Annotated in this window: 22 protein-coding genes; 1 reads left to right on the top strand and 21 read right to left on the bottom strand. The window is 30.6% G+C overall.

Going from position 1 to position 22,749, the window contains the following annotated elements; genetic code table 11:
• Nucleotides 1–28 precede the first annotated feature (28 nt).
• The 21 genes from HMPREF2953_RS06115 to cmk all read right to left on the bottom strand — a co-directional run bounded on the left by HMPREF2953_RS06115 (nucleotide 29) and on the right by cmk (nucleotide 21,704).
• Complete coding sequence (locus HMPREF2953_RS06115; protein ID WP_070672280.1) at nucleotides 29–2,737, bottom strand: helicase C-terminal domain-containing protein; 2,709 nt, start codon at nucleotides 2,735–2,737, stop codon at nucleotides 29–31.
• Nucleotides 2,738–2,766: 29 nt separating this feature from the next.
• Nucleotides 2,767–3,738 (bottom strand): biotin--[acetyl-CoA-carboxylase] ligase, encoded by a 972-nt coding sequence (locus HMPREF2953_RS06110; protein ID WP_070672277.1) that lies wholly within the window; start codon nucleotides 3,736–3,738, stop codon nucleotides 2,767–2,769.
• Entirely contained in the window at nucleotides 3,725–4,927 is a 1,203-nt protein-coding gene (locus HMPREF2953_RS06105; RefSeq protein ID WP_070672275.1) for a CCA tRNA nucleotidyltransferase, read from the bottom strand. The genes HMPREF2953_RS06110 and HMPREF2953_RS06105 overlap by 14 nt, the downstream gene beginning before the upstream one ends.
• A 14-nt stretch (nucleotides 4,928–4,941) precedes the next feature.
• On the bottom strand, nucleotides 4,942–6,060 hold the full coding sequence (gene bshA / locus HMPREF2953_RS06100) for an N-acetyl-alpha-D-glucosaminyl L-malate synthase BshA (RefSeq protein WP_070672273.1): 1,119 nt from the start codon (nucleotides 6,058–6,060) through the stop codon (nucleotides 4,942–4,944).
• Between the two features lie 22 nt (nucleotides 6,061–6,082).
• A complete protein-coding gene (locus HMPREF2953_RS06095) occupies nucleotides 6,083–6,400 on the bottom strand; it encodes a nucleotide pyrophosphohydrolase (RefSeq protein ID WP_002449913.1) in 318 nt (105 codons plus the stop codon).
• Between the two features lie 201 nt (nucleotides 6,401–6,601).
• On the bottom strand, nucleotides 6,602–7,300 hold the full coding sequence (locus HMPREF2953_RS06090) for a zinc metallopeptidase (RefSeq protein WP_002449792.1): 699 nt from the start codon (nucleotides 7,298–7,300) through the stop codon (nucleotides 6,602–6,604).
• A gap of 27 nt (nucleotides 7,301–7,327) precedes the next feature.
• The gene (locus tag HMPREF2953_RS06085; protein WP_070672271.1) at nucleotides 7,328–7,945 is read right to left on the bottom strand and encodes a DUF1405 domain-containing protein; all 618 of its coding nucleotides are present in this window, start codon (nucleotides 7,943–7,945) and stop codon (nucleotides 7,328–7,330) included.
• Between the two features lie 25 nt (nucleotides 7,946–7,970).
• Entirely contained in the window at nucleotides 7,971–8,510 is a 540-nt protein-coding gene (locus HMPREF2953_RS06080) for a YpiB family protein (protein ID WP_002449704.1), read from the bottom strand.
• Between the two features lie 14 nt (nucleotides 8,511–8,524).
• A complete protein-coding gene (locus HMPREF2953_RS06075; RefSeq protein ID WP_017176297.1) occupies nucleotides 8,525–9,769 on the bottom strand; it encodes a tetratricopeptide repeat protein in 1,245 nt (414 codons plus the stop codon).
• Between the two features lie 6 nt (nucleotides 9,770–9,775).
• Nucleotides 9,776–11,074 carry a 3-phosphoshikimate 1-carboxyvinyltransferase gene (gene aroA, locus HMPREF2953_RS06070; protein WP_049336197.1) on the bottom strand — a complete coding sequence of 433 codons (1,299 nt, stop codon included), beginning with the start codon at nucleotides 11,072–11,074 and terminating at the stop codon, nucleotides 9,776–9,778.
• A gap of 10 nt (nucleotides 11,075–11,084) precedes the next feature.
• The gene (aroB, locus tag HMPREF2953_RS06065) at nucleotides 11,085–12,149 is read right to left on the bottom strand and encodes a 3-dehydroquinate synthase (protein ID WP_070672268.1); all 1,065 of its coding nucleotides are present in this window, start codon (nucleotides 12,147–12,149) and stop codon (nucleotides 11,085–11,087) included.
• A gap of 35 nt (nucleotides 12,150–12,184) precedes the next feature.
• A complete protein-coding gene (gene aroC / locus HMPREF2953_RS06060) occupies nucleotides 12,185–13,351 on the bottom strand; it encodes a chorismate synthase (RefSeq protein WP_070672265.1) in 1,167 nt (388 codons plus the stop codon).
• A gap of 229 nt (nucleotides 13,352–13,580) precedes the next feature.
• The gene (ndk, locus tag HMPREF2953_RS06055; RefSeq protein WP_049336194.1) at nucleotides 13,581–14,033 is read right to left on the bottom strand and encodes a nucleoside-diphosphate kinase; all 453 of its coding nucleotides are present in this window, start codon (nucleotides 14,031–14,033) and stop codon (nucleotides 13,581–13,583) included.
• 119 nt (nucleotides 14,034–14,152) lie between these two features.
• Nucleotides 14,153–15,109 carry a polyprenyl synthetase family protein gene (locus tag HMPREF2953_RS06050; protein WP_070672263.1) on the bottom strand — a complete coding sequence of 319 codons (957 nt, stop codon included), beginning with the start codon at nucleotides 15,107–15,109 and terminating at the stop codon, nucleotides 14,153–14,155.
• A 29-nt stretch (nucleotides 15,110–15,138) separates the two neighbouring features.
• Nucleotides 15,139–15,840 carry a demethylmenaquinone methyltransferase gene (locus HMPREF2953_RS06045; protein WP_002449836.1) on the bottom strand — a complete coding sequence of 234 codons (702 nt, stop codon included), beginning with the start codon at nucleotides 15,838–15,840 and terminating at the stop codon, nucleotides 15,139–15,141.
• Nucleotides 15,840–16,421, bottom strand: a complete 582-nt coding sequence (locus HMPREF2953_RS06040; RefSeq protein ID WP_002449710.1) for a hypothetical protein — start codon at nucleotides 16,419–16,421, stop codon at nucleotides 15,840–15,842. The genes HMPREF2953_RS06045 and HMPREF2953_RS06040 overlap by 1 nt, the downstream gene beginning before the upstream one ends.
• A 188-nt stretch (nucleotides 16,422–16,609) precedes the next feature.
• A complete protein-coding gene (locus tag HMPREF2953_RS06035) occupies nucleotides 16,610–16,882 on the bottom strand; it encodes an HU family DNA-binding protein (protein ID WP_002449794.1) in 273 nt (90 codons plus the stop codon).
• 168 nt (nucleotides 16,883–17,050) lie between these two features.
• Nucleotides 17,051–18,049 (bottom strand): NAD(P)H-dependent glycerol-3-phosphate dehydrogenase, encoded by a 999-nt coding sequence (locus HMPREF2953_RS06030; RefSeq protein WP_049336188.1) that lies wholly within the window; start codon nucleotides 18,047–18,049, stop codon nucleotides 17,051–17,053.
• Between the two features lie 14 nt (nucleotides 18,050–18,063).
• Complete coding sequence (gene der / locus HMPREF2953_RS06025; protein ID WP_070672260.1) at nucleotides 18,064–19,374, bottom strand: ribosome biogenesis GTPase Der; 1,311 nt, start codon at nucleotides 19,372–19,374, stop codon at nucleotides 18,064–18,066.
• Between the two features lie 185 nt (nucleotides 19,375–19,559).
• On the bottom strand, nucleotides 19,560–20,738 hold the full coding sequence (gene rpsA / locus HMPREF2953_RS06020; protein WP_070672258.1) for a 30S ribosomal protein S1: 1,179 nt from the start codon (nucleotides 20,736–20,738) through the stop codon (nucleotides 19,560–19,562).
• 309 nt (nucleotides 20,739–21,047) lie between these two features.
• The gene (cmk, locus tag HMPREF2953_RS06015; protein ID WP_070672256.1) at nucleotides 21,048–21,704 is read right to left on the bottom strand and encodes a (d)CMP kinase; all 657 of its coding nucleotides are present in this window, start codon (nucleotides 21,702–21,704) and stop codon (nucleotides 21,048–21,050) included.
• Between the two features lie 75 nt (nucleotides 21,705–21,779).
• Between cmk and HMPREF2953_RS06010 the strand changes: the two genes are divergently transcribed.
• Nucleotides 21,780–22,748: an asparaginase gene (locus HMPREF2953_RS06010; protein WP_002449857.1), complete on the top strand. Its 969-nt coding sequence runs from the start codon at nucleotides 21,780–21,782 to the stop codon at nucleotides 22,746–22,748.
• Nucleotide 22,749: the final 1 nt, after the last annotated feature.

Genomic DNA, 22,749 nt, shown 5'->3' with positions numbered 1-22,749 from the left:
GAATAGTGTTCTCATTATTTAAAATAAACTATTTTTTTCTATTTTTCAGTTTACTTGCCTGCATGCGGTAAAGTAATTTACTAAATTGTTGAATATCCCCTTTTTTTTGAGAATAAGATTCTAACGATTGTTCAAAAAAATGCTTATAGTTACTATTTGTTAAACGATCATCAAAGGAAACAATGAGTCCCTTATCGTCTTCGTTACGAATCAATCTGCCTAGACCTTGTCTAAAACGCGTTACAGCATCAGGTAAGACATAATCTTTAAATGTAGATTCAAATTCTGAATCCATTAGCCAATGCTTTGTATTATATTTATTCATGAATGGTAATTTAGCAATCATCACACATTTAATACCGTTAGATTGATAGTCAAATCCTTCAAAAAATGTTGATGTACCTAACAAAATAGCTTTATCAAAGTGATTAAATTGTTGAACGATTTTATAGTTTTGATTTTGTTGTTGGGTCAAAATAACATAATCGTCAAATATTGGTAATTCATTTAATAGCTCTTGTACTATATGCATCATTCGATAACTGGTGAAAAGTACGAGACATTTAGATTGTGTTATAGTGACGTACTCTTGAATATAGTCTACAATAGACGCTACATAATCCTCTGTATTTTTAAAATCATAAGAAACAACATCACTTGGAATATAAATATTTGTTGATTTATGATTTTGAAGTGATGACTGTACTTCATAAGTATTAAATTCTACATCTTCTTTAAACCAGTTTTTAAATGCCTCAAACGAATGGTTAAATGTAAGTGTGCCTGAAATAAATGTTAATGATTTAAATTTCTCGAGCACTTGCTTTGTTAAAATATCCCGTACTTCATAATCTTTTACAATTAGACGTATGGTCGATTTTTGATTCAAATTTTTGATAGATATGAAGGCAGTATGATTTTGTTTTAAACTTTGTTCTATATGTCTGTAATTATCGTTAATATAAAGTAATTGCTTACGTATAGATTTGATTGTTTTATGGTTAATACCATTAAAAAATTCTAAAGTTTTATTGATTTTGTCTACAATTGCATGTAAATCTTTTAGAATACGTGTAGAATCAAAGTCGAATACATAATGATATCGATGTACATCATCATCATGTACGTCTGAGTGTTGAACAATATCAAAAATATGATTAAATAGGGTTTCATTTAGTTCGTGTAAATCAGAAATATTAGATTTTAAACCAAACACGTCAATAGGTGGAATATCTAATCGTTCCAAAATACGTTGTTGTTCTAAATGATCTACTAATTTAAGAAGCTTTTCATTTTCATTTTTTCCTATTAAACCTAACTGATATTTGATATCAGAATAGTTTAATTCATTGGTTACTTGATTAAGAGCATAATCAGGTAAACGATGTGCTTCATCAATAATACAATCATCAAATAACTGATAGATTGAATTTTCTTGATCTGAATGAATAAGATGCGCATGATTAGTAATACCAATTTGAATATTTTGAGCATTACGTTTTATATAATTATAGTAATGAATATCGTGTCTTACTGGAACATAAGTTTCTAATTTTTGGTCAAAATACATTTTCTGACCACCTTTTAAATTTAACTCTTGTATATCTCCAGTATTTGTTTCTAATATCCATATAAGTAATTGCATTTTTAAAATATTCACTTCATAGTTAGCTGTATCATCTTTTAAAATTTGACTTATCAATCCTAGTGAAATATAGTCTGTTTTACTTTTAATAAGTGCAGCATTAATTTTGAAATCTAGCGCGCGATTAATACTAGGAATATCTTTTTGAAGTAATTGATGTTGAAGTAATTTCGTGTTTGTTGAAATCATTACATGTCTGCCTGTTTCAATGTTATACATCAATGCAGCTAATAAGTATGCTAATGATTTACCACTTCCTAAAGGTGCTTCAATAAGTGCCTTATCATTATGCATTAACTGCTCTAAAATAATTTCTGACAAATAGAGTTGTTGTGGGCGATAAGTAAGTTCAAGTGCTGTTGTAACTTCTAGATATAAATCTTTTAATGAACCTTTAAATTCAATTTGTGGCACTTTTAAGTCTTGTTGTTTTTTATAGATAATCTGTTCAAATTGAGTATACTGATAATCTATATCATGATTATGATGTTGTCTGACCATTTCAAATAAAATGTTAAATAAATCATATTTTAAATGTTTACTTAAATAATATAATTGCTTTAAGGTATCTATAGGTAATGACTCAAACTTTTTAAAAGCTTTAATCATTAAATAGGCCGTTGTTGTTGCATCCTCATCTGCTCGATGTGCATTTGTCAGAGGTATATTATGAGCATTTGCTAATTCACTTAATTGGTAACTTTTTTCAGTAGGAAATGCAATTTTAAATAATTCTAGGGTATCAAGCACCTTTTTAGGTTTAAAATGAATATTACTTTTTTCAAAAGCCTTTTTAATGAAATTTAAATCAAAATCAACATTGTGGGCTACAAATATACAATCTTTGAGTTGTTCATATATGTCATCAGCAATTTCATGAAAATACGGTGCTTGTTCTAGCATAGTTTCTTCGATAGAAGTCAAAGCTTGGATAAATGGTGGGATTTCCAAATCAGTACGAATCATTGAATGATAAGTTCCTGATATTTTATTATCACGTACAAATGTAATACCAATTTGTATAATTTCATCATGTTCAAGTTGGTTTCCGGTTGTTTCTAAATCTACTACCGCAAAACTTGTATATGCCATATCTATCTCTCCTAATTCTATCCGTATGCTTATATATCTATATCTGCGCTTATAAGTCGTCTCGTCTGATTATCTTCATCTTTGACAATTAAAAAGCCGTCATTATTAATATCAATAGCTTCACCTATAAATTGTTCTCCATTTTCAGTAAATGTTAACTTACGATGCCAAATATTAGATGTACGAATGTATTCATCTCTAATCGTTTCAAATGAAGAGTTAAGAAATTGATGGTAACGCTTTTCAATTTCCTCAATTAAACGTTTCAAAAATTGATATCGATTGATTTCTTCTGAATGGTGCAGGCGAATGCTTGTAGCACGATGACGTATAATATCAGAAAAATCTTCTTCTTGATGGTTTAAATTAATACCAATACCACATATTATGGCCTCAACTGCATCAGCATTTGCTACCATTTCTGTTAAAAATCCACATACTTTTTTATCATTAATATAAATATCATTTGGCCATTTAATCTCTACTTTGTCTCTAGAAAATGCTTGGATAGCATCTCTAATTCCTAAAGCTATAAAAAGATTAAATTTTGGAATCATTGCAAATGAGACATTAGGTCTTAAAACAACAGACATCCATAACCCTTTTCCTTTTGAAGAAGACCAATTACGATTGAAACGACCACGACCTTTTGTTTGTTCATCACTTAAAATTAACATGGTATGTTGATTATCAACAAGGCCTTGTTTAGCAATAGTTTGAGTAGATTCAACACTATCATATACTTCAATTTTGGATACTAAATGATTAGACTCTAGTACTTTATTGATAATGCCTCTATACCAACGATTTGGCGATGCATTAAGCTTATGTCCTTTATGATTAATTGAGTCAATATCACATCCATCTGCTTTTAATTGATCAATTACTTTTTTCACAGCAGCTCTCGATATATTAAGCTGATTCGCAATGTATTGACCAGAAATATATTCTGATTGATGCTCATATAACATTTTAACGACATCTTGACTATATTTTGACATTTTCATTCACCCATTTCAAAATTTCTTCTTTATTATTTTTGATTTTATCAGTAACTATCGCACATTCTATTTCTCTCAATACATTTTTTAACCAAGGGCCACCATTTTTATTAAAATGTGCAAGTAAATCTCTTCCATTCACATCCATTTCTTTACGTTCATGTAATTGAAGGTGTTGAACGACTTGTTTAATAGAAAGAGAATTGATAATAAGTTCTGAAGCGGTAGGAATTTGATTATTTTGAAGTACAGAATAAATATTTAAAACCTTTAAGATATAATAGTCACTATAATCATAAACAAATAATTTCAAAGCATCTTTAGTAGTAATTTGAGGTAATGTTTCAATGATAGCAATATATGTATGTATATCTGATTTTTCTTTATTACTAATTTTTAATTGCTTTAAAGAAGGAAGATTATTATTTTTTATAAGTAAGATGGCTAACCATTGTTCAAATTCAAGAGGTTCATTGATGTAAACACATGTCATATCTAATTCATTAAAAAATGGAATATAATTAAAAATTTTTAAAGATAATAAATTATGATAACTCTGTTTAACATTACTTCCTAAGATTAATTTTTTAAATTCTACAACAATTCGCTCGATTGATAAATATTTAACGTCCGAACAAGTTAATTGCATTGCTTCAAAGGTTTCAGTATGAATATCAAATGTAAGTTGTGACTGAAATCTAAGGCCACGAATAATTCTTAATGCATCTTCTTTAAATCGTTCACTTGGATTCCCTACCGTACGTATCAATTTTGATTGTATATCCTTTTGACCACCAAAGTAATCAAATATTTTATAATTTTTATCCATAGCAATAGCATTGATAGTGAAATCTCTACGTTGTACATCTTCATAGAGATTTCTCACAAAATGAACTTCACTTGGACGACGGTGATCTAAATAATCACCTTCTGATCTAAATGTTGTCACTTCGTAATTTTCATTGTTGAAAACAACATTGATTGTGCCATGCTCTTTTCCAATTGGAATAGTGTGTTCAAATATATCTTCAATTTCATCTGGCATCGCACTTGTAGTGATATCAATATCATGAATTGTACGATGCATAATGTAATCTCTGACTGCCCCGCCTACAAAATAAGCTTCGAAATGATGTTTTTCTATTTGATTTAGAATTGGCAAAGCTGTTTCAAATAATTCATTACCCATATTAATCCTCTTTTTTAATTCAACATTTTTTTATAGTAATATTCATATTGATCGACGATAAGTTCAGAACTAAATCGTTGTTTAATATCTTTAAGCATATTACTTTGTAATTCTTGATAAAGTTGCTCATCTGTTAATAATTTTAGTGCATAATGACTTGCTTGTTCACTATCTCCTACATCTACAATATAACCTGTTTCACCATGTTTGATGACTTCTTTGATACCACCAGCATTTGAACCTATAGGTACGACTCCTGTAGTCATTGCCTCTAATAGTGTAAGGCCAAAACTTTCTTTTTCACTTAACAGCAAAACTAAATCAGCCATTTGATAGAATTTACTAACTTGATCTTGTTTACCTAAAAATAATACATCATCTTCGATATGTAATGACCTTGCTATTTTACGCATATCTAAAAGTTCTGGACCATCACCTAATAAGATCAACTTGCTTGGTATATGTTTATGAACTTTAGCGAAAGTTTCTAAAATAGTGTCAATACGTTTGACTTTTCTAAAGTTTGATACATGTATAAGAACTTTTTCCTCAGGCTTTATATCGTAAAGCGCTTTATATTGATTTTCATGTTGTGTAGGAAATTCTTTTTCTCGAACAAAATTATAAATAGGAATAATCTCTTTATCTGTTTCAATAATTGACTGTGTTTGTTTAGCTAATGAATGACTGACACTAGTCACGAGGTCACTTTGTTCAATGCCAAATTTAATAGCGCCTTTAAGTGAATGATCATAGCCTAACACTGTGATATCAGTACCATGTAATGTTGTCATAATTTTTATATCTTTTCCAGACATTTGACGTGCTAAAATACCACATACAGCGTGTGGTACAGCATAATGCATATGCAAGATATCTAAATCATATTCTTTAATAACTTCAGATATTTTTGTGCTCAATGTAATATCATACGGTGGATATTGAAATACTGCATATTGATTTACTTCGACTTGATGGATAGTAATGTTAGGCAAAGGCTTACGAATTCTAAAAGGAATATTTGACGTAATAAAGTGAACTTCATGTCCCCTTTCTGCCATTTTTATACCTAATTCAGTTGCTATGATACCTGAGCCACCCATTGACGGATAACATGTAATACCTATTTTCATAAAATAACCCCCTTTCTATCCATTATTTACGTTCAAATCGATTTTTATCTCTAGTATTAAATTTATCCATTGTATCATTAAAACTTTCTGTCATATCAATACCAAGTGAATTAGCAATGCAAAGTAAAACAAATAAATTATCTCCTAATTCAGCTTTAACAGAGTTTTCTTCTTCCGTTGGTTTCTTTTGCTTTTCACCGTAATAATGATTGATTTCTCTTGCAAGTTCGCCCACTTCTTCTGTTAGACGGGCTAAATTAGCTAATGGAGAAAAATAACCCGCTTTAAATTGACTAATATAGTCATCTACTTCTTTTTGCATTTGATTTAAAGATTTCATCATCATTCTCCTTTTTTCCGTTTCTTTCTAAGTATATCTCAAATTAGTTGTTAATGCATTTTATCAATTCTATTCTATGAGATATAAAAAAAGAGCGAAACAGAATTCATTTTTGAATTCATATTTCGCTCGATATAACTCCTTGAAAATCTTAAATGTTGTTACACAAGATTTAAAATTAAGTTAGTTTATAAAGGTAGTTTAGTTATCACTTGCACGTGCCAGTAAAATAATTCTAACAAGTTCGGCTACAGCTGTAGCTGTTGCTGCTACATAAGTCATAGCTGCTGCTGATAATACCTTTCTCGCATGTTTATATTCTTTTTCATTCACAATATTAAGTGCAGTAATTTGTTTCATCGCTCTTGAACTTGCATCAAATTCAACTGGTAATGTCACGATTGAGAATAAAACTGCTAGTGACATTAACCCAGCACCAATCCATAATGCAGTTGAGCCAAAAGCACTACCTAATGCTGTTAAAAAGATACCAGCCATAATAATGATATAGCTTAATGAACTACCAATATTTGCTAAAGGTACTAAAGCAGTTCTAAAACGTAAAAACGCATAACCTTGTTGGTGTTGAATAGCGTGTCCAACTTCGTGTGCCGCAATAGCTGTACCAGCTACTGAAGGACGATCAAAGTTTGCAGGAGATAAACAAACTACTTTCTTATTTGGATCATAGTGGTCTGTTAAAAAGCCTTCGCCCTTAACTACATCTACATCGTAAATTCCATTAGCATGAAGAATTTCTTCTGCTACTTCACGACCTGTCTTACCACTTGTTGATCTTACTTGTGAATATTTTTCATAATTTGATTTTACTTTGTGTTGTGCCCACATTGGAATGAGCATAATAATGACGATATATATAATATAAGACACTATAGACAATCAATTTCACTCTCCTTTAATCATATTCTACTGACTATCGAATTTTTTATCAAATAATTTAACCTTTATTAATTTATTAAAACTATAATAAAGGATAAGTGACATAATACTTAGCCATAGCGCGATAAAAGCAACTAAAGGAATGTGTTGCTGTATAAAATCATAATAAGGATATTTCTTTAATATATAATCTACATAATCATTGTTAAATATCCATATCATAGAAATAAACAAACTGAGCATAGAAATTTTGAATCGTGGATAAAAATAGATACTTTCAAGTACCATAATTCCATGACTAATAATTAAAAGTACATTCATAATAGTTATATCGTCATTATTAACCATCATTATCAAATTCATAATGACAGCCCATAAACCATATTTAAATAATGTTACAAATGCTAGTCCTTCAATAATACTATTTTGTTTATTTAAAATAATTAAACAAATTGATATACATAACAATAGCGATGCAATAGGACTATCTGGTACAAAAATTAGATAATGCCATTGTGTCTTAAGTAATTGATCACCATACCATATAAAACCATAAATGGTGCCTAAAACATTACATATAAGCAATATTACGAGTATGGAACGTTGATATAATGATAATTCCCATAGTTGTCTTAAAGTAGGCATAAGTTATAATTCCTTTAATTTTGATCTATGAGTGATGAGTTAATACACTCAAAATTTGTGATAATTGATAAAAACGTTGTTGATCTTTCATTTGTAAACTTACATCGATATGATGTTCTAATTGTTCGATTAGTGAATACTTTTTATTTAGGTCAAGACTTAAGTGATATATATTATTAAGATATGCAAGATATTGATCAGAATATATTAATTGTTGAATTATAAGCTCATTTAATCGCCCATCTTGCTTATCGTTGTATTCAAAGTGAATGAATATATCAATACAAATATCTTTAGAAGCTATATAATTGAATATTTCATTTGTATTAATTAATGTTTGATCGTCTTTTGTTAATTTAATCGCAGAGAAATTGGAGTGTTTTAGGCCAATTTCAAGGGTTATATGACTTTTAATTTTCTTATTTACAAAATGACTACAATTTAATTTTGGTGGTGAGGCTTTTAAATAATTTAATAGCCACACACTAATTCTGGACTTAAAATGATAATGAAACAAAGCATATTCAATATAGCTTTGTTTCATTTTAACTAATGTGTCATTCAATTTTAACACCCACTCTAGTCATTCAATCTGCTCAATTCTTCATTCCAAGTTTCATTAGTTGGATCGATAATTAGTAACTCGTTAAGTAATACTTTAGCTTTGTCTTTTTGGCCAATTTCAATTAAATAGAAATAATAATCGCTTAAGAATAGACTCTGAGATTTTAATGTTGGATAAGCCAATTCATAGAAATGTTGGGCTTCAGTATCTCTTTCTTCTTCCCCATATGCATGTGCTAAATGCCACATAAAGACAGGGTCAAGATCTTCTTCATCTACATAAGATAGAAGTGAAATGATGGCTTCATAGTCTTCTTCTTGGCGGAATAAATCACTTAAGATAAGTAAAGGTTCATGGTAAGCATTATCTACTTCAAGTGCTTTTTTAAGAAGTTCTACCCCCTCATTCGCATCTCCATGTTCAATTTCTAAACTACCGGTAGAAACCATGAGTTCTTTATAAAATTGATTAAGACGTAACCCTTCTTTACCTGTTTCAATCGCATCTGGATAATTTTTTTCATTTTCATATAAAGATTGTAAATAAAAGTAACCTTGAATAAAGTCTGGGTCTTTAGAAAGAAGTGTAGTCATAATTTTTATAGCTTCTTGAGTTAGATCATTTTTTTCATATGCGATTGCTTTTTTGAAAAAGTCATCAGAGATCATTTCATCTTCACTAATCTCATCAAATAACTGTATAGCATCACTATAATTTCCACTTTGTAACGCACAATCAGCCATTCTTGAAAATAAATTAATTCCATTTATTTCATATTCGCCTGTATCTAAAACAACTTCATATTCTCGTGTAGCACGAAGGTATTGTCCATCAAAATAAAGTAATTCTGCTAAAGCAAAATGAATAATTGGGTCATTAGGTTCTAATTCACGCGCTTCAGTTAACTTATCAATAGCAACTTCAGTCATATTGATTTGTTGATATAAGTCGGCTTCTAACATTAATTTTTCAGGTGACAATTCAACTTGATTTAAATATTCTAATGCTTCGTCTGTCTGATTTTCAGACATAAGGCCTTCGATAAAATAAATTAATAGTTCACTTTCATCTGGATACTTATGATATAACGTTCTAAACACTTCAAGACCTTGAGGTGTTAATCCAAAGTTATATAATGTTTCTCCTAAAATAAATAAAGCATCATCATTATTGGATGTTAATGCTTCATTTACACGTGTATCTAAATGATCTAATTTTTGAAGATTGATATCGTCTATTAATTTATAGATATCTTCCATAATATTTTATCCCTCATTTTCTAAAAGCTTTAATTTCGGCAAGAAACCAGGGAATGATACATTTACTGCATCAAACTGACGTATCGTTAATGGCGAATCACTTAAAATAGATGCGACTGCAAGCATCATGCCAATTCTGTGGTCAGTTAAGCTATCTACTATAGCATTTCTAGTTAATTCAGAGGGATGAATAATTAATCCATCCTCTGTAGCTTGTAATTTAAAACCTAGTAAATTAAGCATATCTGCAGTTGTATCAATACGATTAGTTTCTTTTACCTTTAATTCCTCTGCGTCCTTAATCATACTTGTACCAGAAGCTTGAGTGCATAACAAAGCAATAATTGGCAATTCATCAATTGCTTTAGGAATTAAATCTCCTTCAATTGTGATTGGTTTCAAGTTGTTCGTATACTGAACTCTAATCGACGCAGTTGGTTCTGAAGACTCTGTAACATTAAATAATTCAATGTTACCATTCATTTGTTCAACGATATCTATAATACCTGAACGTGTAGGATTGATGCCAACATTATGAATTGTAATATCACTTCCTGGAGAAATCAAAGCAGCTACAATAAAGAAAGCAGCTGAAGAAATATCTCCTGGTACTACAAAGTCTTTAGGTTGAATATTGCTTATAGCATAAGGAGATGTTGTAATCACTTTTTGATTTACTTGTATTGGAATTTGATAATGTTTAAACATCGTTTCAGTATGATTTCTACTTATGTCTAATTCTGTAATTTGTGATGCTTCTTTTGAAAATAGACTTGCAAACAAAATTGCACTTTTAACTTGAGCACTTGCGACTTCCATTTGATAATTGATACCATTAATGGCTGAAGGCTTAATAATAAGTGGTGTATAGTTATTTTCAATACCATTAATATTTGCATTCATTAATTTTAAAGGTTTTAAAATACGATCCATAGGTCGTTTTCCTATCGATGTATCTCCAGATAAGACACACTCTATGCCCAATCCACTTAAAAGACCAGCAAGTAAGCGCGTTGTTGTACCAGAATTTCCAGTATATAACGTTTGATGTGGTATATTGAAATGTTGATATCCTGGAGAATTAACAATAAGACGATGTTCTTCAATTTCAATCTCAACACCTAAGAGTTTAAAAATTTCAATTGTACGTAAACAATCTTCACCTAGAAGCGGTTGTTCAATAATTGATTTACCTTTAGCGAGTGACGATAGCATAATTGCTCTATGCGTCATAGATTTATCTCCAGGTACTTCTATCTCACCCTTTAATGGACCATGAATATCTATTGTTTGACTTGTTGTCACAGTATTTCACCTACTCTACTAATAATTGTAGTTGTTTAAATGATTGCTTCAATATATTTTTTTCTACATGATATACATTAGGTTTACCTAATTTCTCGAGTAGAACCATTTGAATACCTTCACCGTTATTCTTTTTATCTGATAACATATATTGATACATTTCTTCAAAACCAATCTGCTGGATTAAATCCAGCGGATAATTTAATTGATTCATATAATTAATATAATGTTGAATATCAAATTGTGTGCCAAGAAGATGATTTGCCACAATAAACTGATAAATCATCCCAATCATAATGGCATGACCATGAGGTATTTTATACTTATATTCTACTGCATGTCCAAAGGTATGGCCTAAATTTAAATATTTTCTAACATTACTTTCTTTTTCATCTTTTATAATAATGTTTAGTTTTGTTTTTATACCCTTAAAAATAAATTGATCTATATCTTTAAGTGATTCAAGTGTTTTCCTATCTGAAAAGTGTTTTTCAATATCTTCTGTAGCAACTGTGCCAGTCAATAAAGCATGCTTATACACCTCAGCGTATCCACTTAAAATTTCATGATAAGGTAAAGTTTTTAAGAAATCTAAATCATATATGACTGCTTTAGGTCTATAAAATGCGCCTATAAGATTTTTACCATGGGAAGAATTTATTCCAACTTTGCCTCCTACACTTGAGTCATGCGCTAATATCGTTGTAGGTACTTGTATAAAATCAACACCTCTTAATAATGTAGAAGCTAAGAATCCTGTAAAATCTCCTGTGGCCCCACCACCTATAGCCACTAAACATGTATTACGAGTAAGGTTCATTCCTAGTAGTTGTTCCATGATTGATTGATAATGATTAAACGTTTTCATTTTTTCACCGGCAGGAACGATAACTTTTTGAATGTTTGAATTGTGACATAATATTTCAAATTTATCTCTAAAATTAAAATCAACAAATTCATCTATAATTAAGAATACTTTATCGTAATCTTGAATATAATCGGATAAATATTTAAATGCATGATGTTCTACAATAATTGGATAATTATCACTGTGATATGTGGTTTGTAATTGCATGATATACCTCATTTCTAAAGGTTAATTAAAGATGTTTAAAATTCTATATTTAACTTTCTACGTTCTTCAATTTGTTCTTTAAGTTGATCGATATGATTAGATTGGAACTCTTCTAAAAGAGCTTTAGCAACTTCAAATGCAACGACATGTTCGCAAACAACGCTTGCTGCTGGAACTGCACAACTATCTGAACGTTCTATAGTTGCTTTAAAATCTTCTTTAATATTAATATCTACTGAATTTAAAGGTTTATATAAAGTTGGAATAGGTTTCATAACGCCATTTACAATGATAGGCATACCATTAGTCATTCCACCTTCAAAGCCACCTAAATGATTAGATCCTCTATAATAACCTCTGTCAGAATGATATAAAATTTCATCTTGAATTTCGCTTCCAGGTTTTTCAGCAGCTTTAAACCCTTCGCCAAAGCTGACACCTTTGAAGGCATTAATACTTACAACACCTTGTGCAATGCGTCCATCGAGTTTACGATCATAATGCACGTAGCTACCTACTGCAACTGGCATATTTTCAACCATAACTTGAACTACGCCACCTATAGAGTCGCCTTCCTTTTTAGCTTCATCGATTTTATCTCTCATTTTTTGAGCAATCGATTCATCAATCACACGTACATCATTTTTATCGATATTTTGTTTAAATGTTTCTGTATCGTATAACCCTACATCTTTAATTCCACCAATTTCTACAACACGACTATACATATGAATGTCTAGTTGAGAAAGTAAAATTTTGGACACTGCTCCTACAGCTACACGTGCAGCTGTTTCTCTTGCAGAAGAACGTTCAAGTACATTTCTCAAATCACGATGATTATATTTCATTCCGCCAATTAAGTCTGCATGACCAGGTCTTGGCTTTGTAATTGTACGTTTCATATTTTCACGTGCCTCGTCACTAATTGGTTCAATACCCATAATATTTCTCCAATGAGTAAAATCATCATTTTTAACTACAATTGTAATTGGACTACCTAAAGTAAAGCCATTTCTTACACCAGAAACAATTTCTACCGCATCTTTTTCAATTTGCATTCGACGTCCTCTACCGTATCCACCTTGACGTTTAAACATTTCTTTATTTATTTCCTCAGCTCTCATTTCTAAGTTAGCTGGAACACCTTCAATAATCACGGTTAGTTGTGGACCATGTGATTCTCCTGAAGTTAAATATCTCATGATTAATAGCTCCTTTCCTTTATCACTTTAAATAGTATTATGTATTATTTGTTATCATACCATATTCAATGAAATTACATAACTAGTGTAGAATAATTGGTGTTTGAAAATTCAAATAATTTTATATAAAAAAGTACCTAAGACAACAGTTGTCTTAGGTACTTTCTAACATGTCGGCAGTCAATGGTTGAATTGAAAATAAATTCCAATTTATTCTACTTTTTAAAAATTATTCTTCATAAAGCCAATTTTCTCTATTAGCTTCGTAGCTATATATTTCATCATCATTAAACCATAAATTGATTTCTCTTTCAGCAGATTCTACAGAGTCTGATCCGTGAATAATATTTCTCCCTACTGTTAAACCATAATCGCCTCTTATAGTACCAGGATCGGCTTTAGTGGGATTTGTTTTTCCGATAATATGTCTAGATACCGCAACTGCGTCTTCTCCTTCAACAACCATGGCAAACACAGGTCCAGAAGTTAAAAAAGAAACAAGTTTATGAAAAAACGGCTTCTCTGTATGTTCAGCATAATGTATGTTAACAGTATCTTTAGTTGGAATTATAAATTTACCGCCAACTATTTTTAAACCTTTTCTTTCAATTCTAGAAATAATTTCTCCTATTAAATTACGTTGTACTGCATCTGGCTTAATCATTAAAAAAGTGCGTTCCATTATACAAATCCCCCTAATTAAAAAATTGATTTAATATGTATAAATACATTTAATAGCAAACAACCTACTACTACTAAATACTAACAGGTTATTAAAGCGCTTTCAACTTTTTTCTATTTTTATGTATTTCTAGAACGCATTCTTTTAATAAGCTTTCTAAATAAATTTTGAGCATTTGGTTCCTCTAATTGATCAATTAAGTCGAGTGCTTTATTTAAATAATGATCGCTCACTTCTTGAGATTGTGTGATACTATTTGAATTCTTGATTTGATCAATAAGTGGGTCAAATTGATGTTTATTTGTCAGGTGTGATAATTCAGCAATTTGTTTTTTGAAAACCGGATCTTTTTTCATCTCTAATAAAACTGGTAATGTAATATGACCATTCATTAGATCACTACCCACAGGTTTACCTAATTTTTTCTCAGTACTTGTAAAATCTAAAATATCATCTACAATTTGAAAACTCATTCCAATATAATGACCAATCATTTTTAATTTTCGAATCGTCTCATTATCAGCTTGTGATGTTATTGCACCAACTTCTGTTGAAAGTTGAATAAGCAACGCCGTTTTTCTATTAATACGTCTCAAATAGTTCGTAATATTTTGATGACTATTAAATTGGTCTTGGAATTGGAAGAGCTCGCCTCTACAAACATCAACAATTGCGTTAGAAATAATAGTATGAACACGATGATCTTCAATTTTAGAAAGTTGTTTTAAACCTAAAGCTAGTAAGAAATTGCCAGTTAGGATAGCAGTAGTGACATCCCATTTTTTTTCAATAGTCAATTTACCACGACGTTTGTCACTTTTATCAATCACATCATCGTGCACAAGTGTTGCCATATGAATTAATTCTAAAGCTACTGCAACATGATACGTATCTTCAGTAATTTTCTTTGGTCCAAACTGACTACTAAGAAGAACAAATGCTGGACGCACTCGTTTGCCACCCGAAGATAATAAATGAAATGCTGCTTCTTGTAATACAGAATCATTACTTTTAATAGCATTTTTTAAACGCTTTTCAACATTTTTAATTTCACTATTCATACTTAACTTTGCCACATTAATCACCTTTTATTTAGTAGAACTTTCTATTTATAGCCAAGGTGCATTGCAGCAACGCCACCTGTAAAGCTACGAACTTTTACATGACTGAAACCAGCCTGCTCAAATAAACGCTTTAATTTAGTTTTATCTGGAAAATTGAATGTAGATTGTTGTAACCATTCATATTCTTCCCTAGATTTAGCAAACAATTTCCCGAAAATAGGCATCACAAATTTAAAGTAAAGTTTATAAACTTGTTTAAATACGGGTAATGTTGGTTGACTTGTTTCTAAACATACAATCATACCGCCTGGTTTCAATACGCGATTTAATTCTTTTAATGTTGCTAAATAATCAGGCACATTTCTTAAACCGAAACCAATGGTTACATAATCGAATGTTTTATCCTCAAATGGTAAATTCATAGCATCGCCGTGCACTAAGTGAATATTAGGCATAGATTTAGTTTTTTCTTTACCAACTTCAAGCATATTTTCACTGAAATCTAAACCTGTAACTTCTCCATTAGGTCCTACTGCTCTACTTAAAGCAATAGTCCAATCTGCTGTACCACAACATACATCAAGTGCTTTACTTCCAGGTAACACATTCATATCTTTCATTACATGTTTACGCCATATTTTATGTTGTTCGAAGCTTATTATATTGTTCAATCGATCATATTTTTTAGAAATATTTTGAAAAACCGTATGAACTTGTTCTTTTTTTGCATTATTTTCAGTCATTAATTATTACCTCTACTTTTCTCTTTATCGCTTTGCTTTATATGTTTAATAAATTGGTTTATTTCATCTTCATCATATTCACTTAAATAAGAGGGATAATATTGATGTACCCCACTAAATAATTTTTCAAATATTTCATATTGAGAGATCTCAATATCTGTAAAATGAGAAATAGTTATAAAAGGGAAAAGTGTTTCTATATCTAACACAGCCTTATATATATCATGACGCTCGAGTGAATGATGATGCAATGAAGTTTTAAGCTCATTAGATTTTATAATCGCTTCACTCATTAGCTTTTGATATGACACATCACCAATTTCAGATATTAAAGTATAAAAATGAGCACTTAATAAGTCACCAATTAGAATTGATTTCTTAGATAATTTATTTTTAGAAATATCATCTAGATGCTTCATTGAAGTATCAATAGTGAGGCAGGCAAGTTTAGCATTTTCTGGAATATTAAAATGATCTAAAACATCACTTAATCCTTTATTAATGTGAATTGCTTCATATTCATTAATTCCTTTAAGCCTTTGAGTAATTTGTCTATTTAATTTGCTTAATGTTCTTTCCATGTTCACACCTCACGTTAGTATCAATATACATATTAACATTATATTCATAAAAATAAAATATAGTGCTTATGACGAAAATAACTTCACAGACGCTTCACAGTGAATTGTACAATTATAAATAAAACATATGTATTTAGAATTAAACAATATATAAAATAAAAAGCCCTTATAGGGCTTTTTTAAGTAAATTATTTTACAGCATCTTTTAATGCTTTACCAGCTTTGAATGCTGGAACTTTACTTGCAGGAATTTCGATTTCTTTACCTGTTTGAGGGTTACGTCCTTTACGTGCAGCACGTTCACGTACCTCGAAGTTTCCGAAACCAATTAATTGAACTTTTTCACCTTTAGAAAGTGAGTTTTGAATTGATTCGAAAACAGCGTCTACTGCTGAACCAGCTTCTTTTTTAGTTAAATCAGCTTGTTCTGCAACCGCATTGATTAAGTCAGTTTTATTCATTATGAGTTCACCTCCAGATGAATGATAATGATAAATTTATATCATTATGGTATGACTTTAACACAATAATTCCCTTTACCGCAACGATTTATATACTTAAAACGTTGAATTATCAGTATTTCGTGAATAATTTTATAAAATATTTGCGTTAAATAGCAAAATTACACTTTATTCAGCTTTTTTATCTCGTCCCATTAAATCCTTCACACTATCTTTCACTGGTTTATCTTCAAATAATACTTTGTATAAAGCATTGGTTATTGGCATATCAACATTTTGAGCTTTTGCTAAATGATATACTGAATTTGTTGTATAAATTCCTTCAACAACCATATTCATTTCGTTAAGTGCTTCTTCAGTCGTTTTACCTTTTCCTAATTTATATCCTAAAGTATAATTTCTTGAATGAGTAGACGTACACGTTACAATTAAATCACCAATGCCACCAAGACCTAGAAAAGTCATAGGATCAGCCCCTAGCTTTTCACCTAGTCGACTAATCTCAGCTAAACCTCTTGTCATTAAAGCAGCTTTAGCATTATCACCATAACCCATTCCAGCAACAATACCACTTGCTACAGCAATAATGTTTTTAAGTGCACCACCTAGTTCTACACCTATCAAATCATTATTAGTATATACTCGTAAGTAATCATTCATGAATAAATCTTGAATAAGTTTACTTATACGTTCATCTTTTGACGAAGCTGCAACAGTTGTAGGTTGTTTAATTACAACTTCTTCAGCATGACTTGGTCCAGATAGTACCCCTACACCATTTTTATGGTTCTTAGATACTGAATCTTCAATCATTTCTGATACACGTTTAAATGTTTCATTTTCAATACCTTTTGCAACGTGAATAAATGTTTTTTTAGTTTTAATATGTTGATTAATTTCAGTCACAACGTCTCTAATTGCTTTTGTAGGTAAAGCAATTAAAAATATATCTGAAAAATTAACTGCTTGTTCTAATTGACTTGTTGCTTTAATTGTTTCAATTAATGTTACATCTTTCAAGTACCGTTTATTTTGATGAGATTGATTAATTTCATCTACAGTATTTTCATTTTTTCCCCACATTAAAACTGAATGGCCATTCTCTGCTAAAACATTTGCTAATGCAGTACCAAAACTTCCTGTACCAAAAACTGTAATCTTAGTCATCTTAATCTCTCCTCTTAGTTTCTTCTTCTAGGGATGATATGAATAGGCGTTCCTTCAAAACCAAATGCATCTCTAATTTGATTTTCAAGATAGCGTTTATAAGAAAAATGCATTAACTCAACATCATTTACAAAAACCACAAATGTTGGTGGTTCAATAGCCACTTGAGTAGTATAGAAGACATTTAAACGTCTACCTTTATCTGTAGGTGTAGGATTCATTGAAATTGCATCCGTCACTACCTCGTTAAGTGTTGAGCTTTGAACACGTTTTTTGTGATTTTCACTTGCTTCTCTTATATAAGGGAAAAGTGTTTTTAATCGTAGTCGCTCTTTTGCCGATACGAAAGCGATAGGTGCATAATCTAAAAATTGAAATTGATTACGTACATCATCAGCAAATTTTTTCATAGTATTAGTATCTTTTTCTACAGCATCCCATTTATTTACAACAATCACCATTGCTTTTCCTTCTTCATGAGCATATCCAGCAACGCGCTTATCTTGTTCAATAATTCCTTCTTCGGCATCAATAACTAATAACACCACATTTGAACGCTCAATTGCTTTTAAGGCTCTTAATACAGAGTATTTCTCAGTTGACTCATATACTTTACCTTTTTTTCTCATACCTGCTGTATCTATTAACACGTAATCTTGTCCATCATAGCTATACTCAGTATCTACAGCATCTCGAGTTGTACCTGCTACATTTGATACAATAACACGTTCTTCACCTAAAATGGCATTTACTAAACTAGATTTACCCACATTTGGACGGCCAATAATAGATAAACGAATAGTGTCATCATCATATGGATCACTATATTCTTCTTTAAAATATTTAACGACTTCATCTAATAAATCACCTAGACCTAAACCGTGTGAACCAGAAATTGGATAAGGATCGCCAAAACCTAAAGAGTAAAAATCAAAAATATCACTTCTCATTTCAGGATTATCTACTTTATTTACTGCTAAAACAACAGGTTTTTTTGATTTATAAAGTAATTGAGCCACCATTTCATCACTTTGAGTGAGACCCTCCCTCACATTTACCATAAAGATAATAACGTCTGCTTCATCAATAGCGATTTCTGCTTGAGCTCTTATTTGTGTTTGGAAAGGTGCATCTCCGATTTCGATGCCTCCAGTATCAATGATATTAAATTCATGTGTTAACCATTCGCCTGAAGAATAAATACGATCACGCGTAACACCTGGAGTATCTTCAACAATTGATACACGTTCACCTACTACTCTATTAAAAATTGTAGACTTCCCCACATTAGGTCTACCTACAATTGCTACAATAGGTTTAGTCATAAGCTAACTTCCTCTCTTTCTAAAATCTCTATAATTTTATCATACGCAATGATGATTTAAAAACAAGTATATATTGTCATACGATAGATAGTGAGTAAAGATAAATAAAAAAAGAGCAAGAAAGAATTCTATTTGAATATCTTTTCTTGCTCTCATCATTAAATTAAATAATAAAATATTTAATATTAGAATTTTAAGTTTTTAAATTTATCACCAAAAACGTCACCTAAAGTTGGATTGTCTTCATCTGTTTCATTAGATAAATATGATTGAGTTGTAGCTTCGTCACTTTCAATCACATCTTCATTTGGTAATGTAGCTTTAATAGATAAAGAAATACGCTCATTTTCTTCATCAATACCTAAAATTTTAACGCTCACTTGTTGTCCTGGTTCTAACACTTCACTTGGTGTACCAATATGTTTATGAGCAATTTCTGAAATGTGTACAAGTCCTTGAACACCAGGAGCAATTTCCACAAAAGCGCCAAAGTTAGCCAAGCGAATTACTTTACCTTCGATAACGTCGTTTTCGTGGAATTTACCTTTAATATTTTCGAATGGAGTTGGTAAAGTATCTTTAATAGATAAAGAAATACGTTCAGAATCTTTTTCAACAGATTTAACTTTAACGTCCACTTCTTGTCCAACGCTTACCACGTCTTCAGGAGATTGAACATGCTCATGTGATAATTCTGATACGTGAACTAATCCATCAACGCCACCAATATCTACAAAAGCACCAAAGTTAGTAAGACGCGCAACTTTTCCTTTGATAATGTCTCCTTCATTAAGTGAATCTAATAACGATGCTTTTTTAACGTCATTTTCAGCTTGTTCAACTGCTTTACGGCTTAAAATGACTCTATTATTTTCAGGATCTAATTCTTCTACTTTAAGACGAATGGTTTGTCCTTCAAATACAGAGAAATCTTCAATGAAATCAGTTGAAATGAGTGACGCAGGAACGAATCCTCTTTGGCCCACATCCACAACTAAGCCACCTTTAACTACTTCAGTAACTTTAGCTTCAATTACTTCGTCATTATCAAGCTTTTCTTGTAAATATTCATATGATTTTTCGGTTTCAAGTTGACGTTTTGATAAAATGTAAGCGCCTGATTCATTTTCTTCGTCAATTTCAATTTTGGTTACATATGCTTCAATTTCATCACCCTCTGAAATAATCTCACTAGGATTTTCAATGTGATGAGTTGAAAGTTGGCTAATTGGAATAATTCCGTTATATTTAGCCCCATCAATATGAACTACTACTTGTTTATCTTCAACTTGTTGAACTTTTCCAGTGACTTTGTCACCTTCTTTAATATCATTAATCATTGATTCATTGAATTCTTCAGTCATCATGTTTGCCTCCTTATACACTACATAACTATAACATCTTATAAACACGAGGAATTGTCAAGAAATACCCCTTTAGTTTCATAAGTTTTTAAAAAATATATCATTTTTTAAAATTATTTAATATTATGCAATAGAAAAATATATTTATTAATATCGATAAAAATCGAAACTTATGATTGAATATAAGACTAAGAAAATTTATTGTTTATATTTTCATAATTAATTATATATAACTAAAATAGCTATTTAAAATAATTCGCTTATACATTAGTCATTTGACGAATTAAATTAAATAGCTATGTACGAAAATTACAGATTCTCTACTAACTTTAATATTTCTTCAGTTACGTCTTCTATAGTTTTACTCGTTGTATCCACTGTTATAGCATCTTCCGCTTTTCTTAAAGGTGAAATATCACGATTCATATCGTAATGATCTCTTTCTTCAATCTCTTTTTTTAATTGACTTAAAGTGGAAGGAATGCCACGTAATTCATTCTCTTTTTGTCTTCTTTCCGCTCTTTCATCTACAGAGGCAATCATATATACTTTTAACTCAGCATCTGGAAGAACGACGGTACCAATATCTCTACCGTCCATCACAATTCCTTTTTTTATTGCTAATTCTTTTTGTTTTTGTACGGCGTAGGTGCGTACAGGTTCTTTTGATGCAACATATGAAACATGTTGTGTGACATCATTTTCTCTTAGATAGTCTGTCACATCCTCGTTATCTAAAATAATTCGTTGACCTTTTGATGGATTATAAGTTAATTCTAAAGAAGTATGATTAATTAAATTTTGAAAATCTTCAGGAGCATCTTGCTTTAAATATTTATACGTTATTGCACGATACATTGCACCAGTATCGACATAAATCATTGATAATTTACTAGCTACTTGTCTTGCAATTGTACTTTTCCCAGCAGCAGCAGGACCATCTAATGCAATATTAATTGGATTCATAACATTTTTCCTTTCTTGTTGTTTTATCTGTATTATTTTATCATAAATATATATTTTAAAAATAGGAGGAGTTTAATGAAAAAGATACTTGTTATTCATACAGGTGGAACAATTAGTATGTCTCAAAATCAACTCAATCAGGTCGTTACAAATGATATCAATCCTATTTCATTGCATAAAAACATCATAGATCAATATGCAAATGTATATGAAATAAGTCCCTTTAATGTGCCATCACCACATATCACACTTTCTCATGTCATAAAGTTAAAAGATATCATTATGAAGGAATTTTCTAAGAATCATTATGATGGATGTGTGATTACACATGGCACAGATACGTTAGAAGAAACAGCTTATTTGCTCGATTTAACAATCGATATAAGTCAACCTATAGTTATAACAGGTGCAATGCGTTCATCAAACGAGATTGGTTCAGATGGGCTATATAACTTTATCTCAGCAATTAGAGTTGCAACTTCATTAGAAGCTTCTGATAAAGGCGTGATGGTCGTATTTAATGACGAAATACATACTGCGAGAAATGTTACTAAAACACATACCTCGAATATCAATACCTTTCAGAGTCCTAATCAAGGCCCTTTAGGTATCTTAACTAAAGATCGTGTTCAATTTTATAATCGTCCATATCGACAAAAAGTATTTCCAAGAATAGATGAAAGTTTAAATGTGCCATTAATTAAAGCGTATATGGGAATGACTAAGGATGTTTTAGAATTTTATGCTCAACAAAACGTTCAAGGTATAATTATTGAAGCGTTAGGCCAAGGTAACTTACCTCCAAGTTGTTTAAAAGGTATTGAATCATGTGTCAAAAAAGATATTCCTATCGTACTCGTGTCTCGCTCATTTAATGGCATTGTAAGTCCAGTATATGATTATGAAGGTGGAGGTTTTCGATTAGCTGAAGAGGGTCTTATTTTTTCTAACGGATTAAATGGCCCTAAAGCAAGATTAAAACTTTTAATTGGTTTAAGTAACCATATGAATCATAAAGAATTGAAAGAATACTTTGAAACTTAAA

Source organism: Staphylococcus sp. HMSC072E01 (assembly GCF_001814125.1).
GTDB classification, from domain to species: domain Bacteria; phylum Bacillota; class Bacilli; order Staphylococcales; family Staphylococcaceae; genus Staphylococcus; species Staphylococcus hominis.
The sequence above is the reverse complement of the archived record's forward strand: the minus strand, read 5'-3'. Positions and strand labels throughout refer to the sequence as shown.

Coding starts and splice junctions, on each gene's coding strand:
- HMPREF2953_RS06040 (WP_002449710.1), bottom strand. CDS start 16,421: ATGGAAAGAACATTAAGCAAATTAAATAGACAAATTACTCAAAGGCTT.
- cmk (WP_070672256.1), bottom strand. CDS start 21,704: ATGAATCCAATTAATATTGCATTAGATGGTCCTGCTGCTGCTGGGAAA.
- HMPREF2953_RS06030 (WP_049336188.1), bottom strand. CDS start 18,049: ATGACTAAGATTACAGTTTTTGGTACAGGAAGTTTTGGTACTGCATTA.
- HMPREF2953_RS06035 (WP_002449794.1), bottom strand. CDS start 16,882: ATGAATAAAACTGACTTAATCAATGCGGTTGCAGAACAAGCTGATTTA.
- HMPREF2953_RS06115 (WP_070672280.1), bottom strand. CDS start 2,737: ATGGCATATACAAGTTTTGCGGTAGTAGATTTAGAAACAACCGGAAAC.
- HMPREF2953_RS06085 (WP_070672271.1), bottom strand. CDS start 7,945: ATGCCTACTTTAAGACAACTATGGGAATTATCATTATATCAACGTTCC.
- HMPREF2953_RS06045 (WP_002449836.1), bottom strand. CDS start 15,840: ATGACTGAAAATAATGCAAAAAAAGAACAAGTTCATACGGTTTTTCAA.
- aroC (WP_070672265.1), bottom strand. CDS start 13,351: ATGAGATATTTAACTTCAGGAGAATCACATGGTCCACAACTAACCGTG.
- der (WP_070672260.1), bottom strand. CDS start 19,374: ATGACTAAACCTATTGTAGCAATTGTAGGTAGACCTAATGTGGGGAAG.
- HMPREF2953_RS06095 (WP_002449913.1), bottom strand. CDS start 6,400: ATGAAATCTTTAAATCAAATGCAAAAAGAAGTAGATGACTATATTAGT.
- HMPREF2953_RS06110 (WP_070672277.1), bottom strand. CDS start 3,738: ATGTCAAAATATAGTCAAGATGTCGTTAAAATGTTATATGAGCATCAA.
- aroB (WP_070672268.1), bottom strand. CDS start 12,149: ATGCAATTACAAACCACATATCACAGTGATAATTATCCAATTATTGTA.
- HMPREF2953_RS06105 (WP_070672275.1), bottom strand. CDS start 4,927: ATGGGTAATGAATTATTTGAAACAGCTTTGCCAATTCTAAATCAAATA.
- HMPREF2953_RS06075 (WP_017176297.1), bottom strand. CDS start 9,769: ATGGAAGATATCTATAAATTAATAGACGATATCAATCTTCAAAAATTA.
- bshA (WP_070672273.1), bottom strand. CDS start 6,060: ATGAAAATAGGTATTACATGTTATCCGTCAATGGGTGGCTCAGGTATC.
- ndk (WP_049336194.1), bottom strand. CDS start 14,033: ATGGAACGCACTTTTTTAATGATTAAGCCAGATGCAGTACAACGTAAT.
- HMPREF2953_RS06010 (WP_002449857.1), top strand. CDS start 21,780: ATGAAAAAGATACTTGTTATTCATACAGGTGGAACAATTAGTATGTCT.
- rpsA (WP_070672258.1), bottom strand. CDS start 20,738: ATGACTGAAGAATTCAATGAATCAATGATTAATGATATTAAAGAAGGT.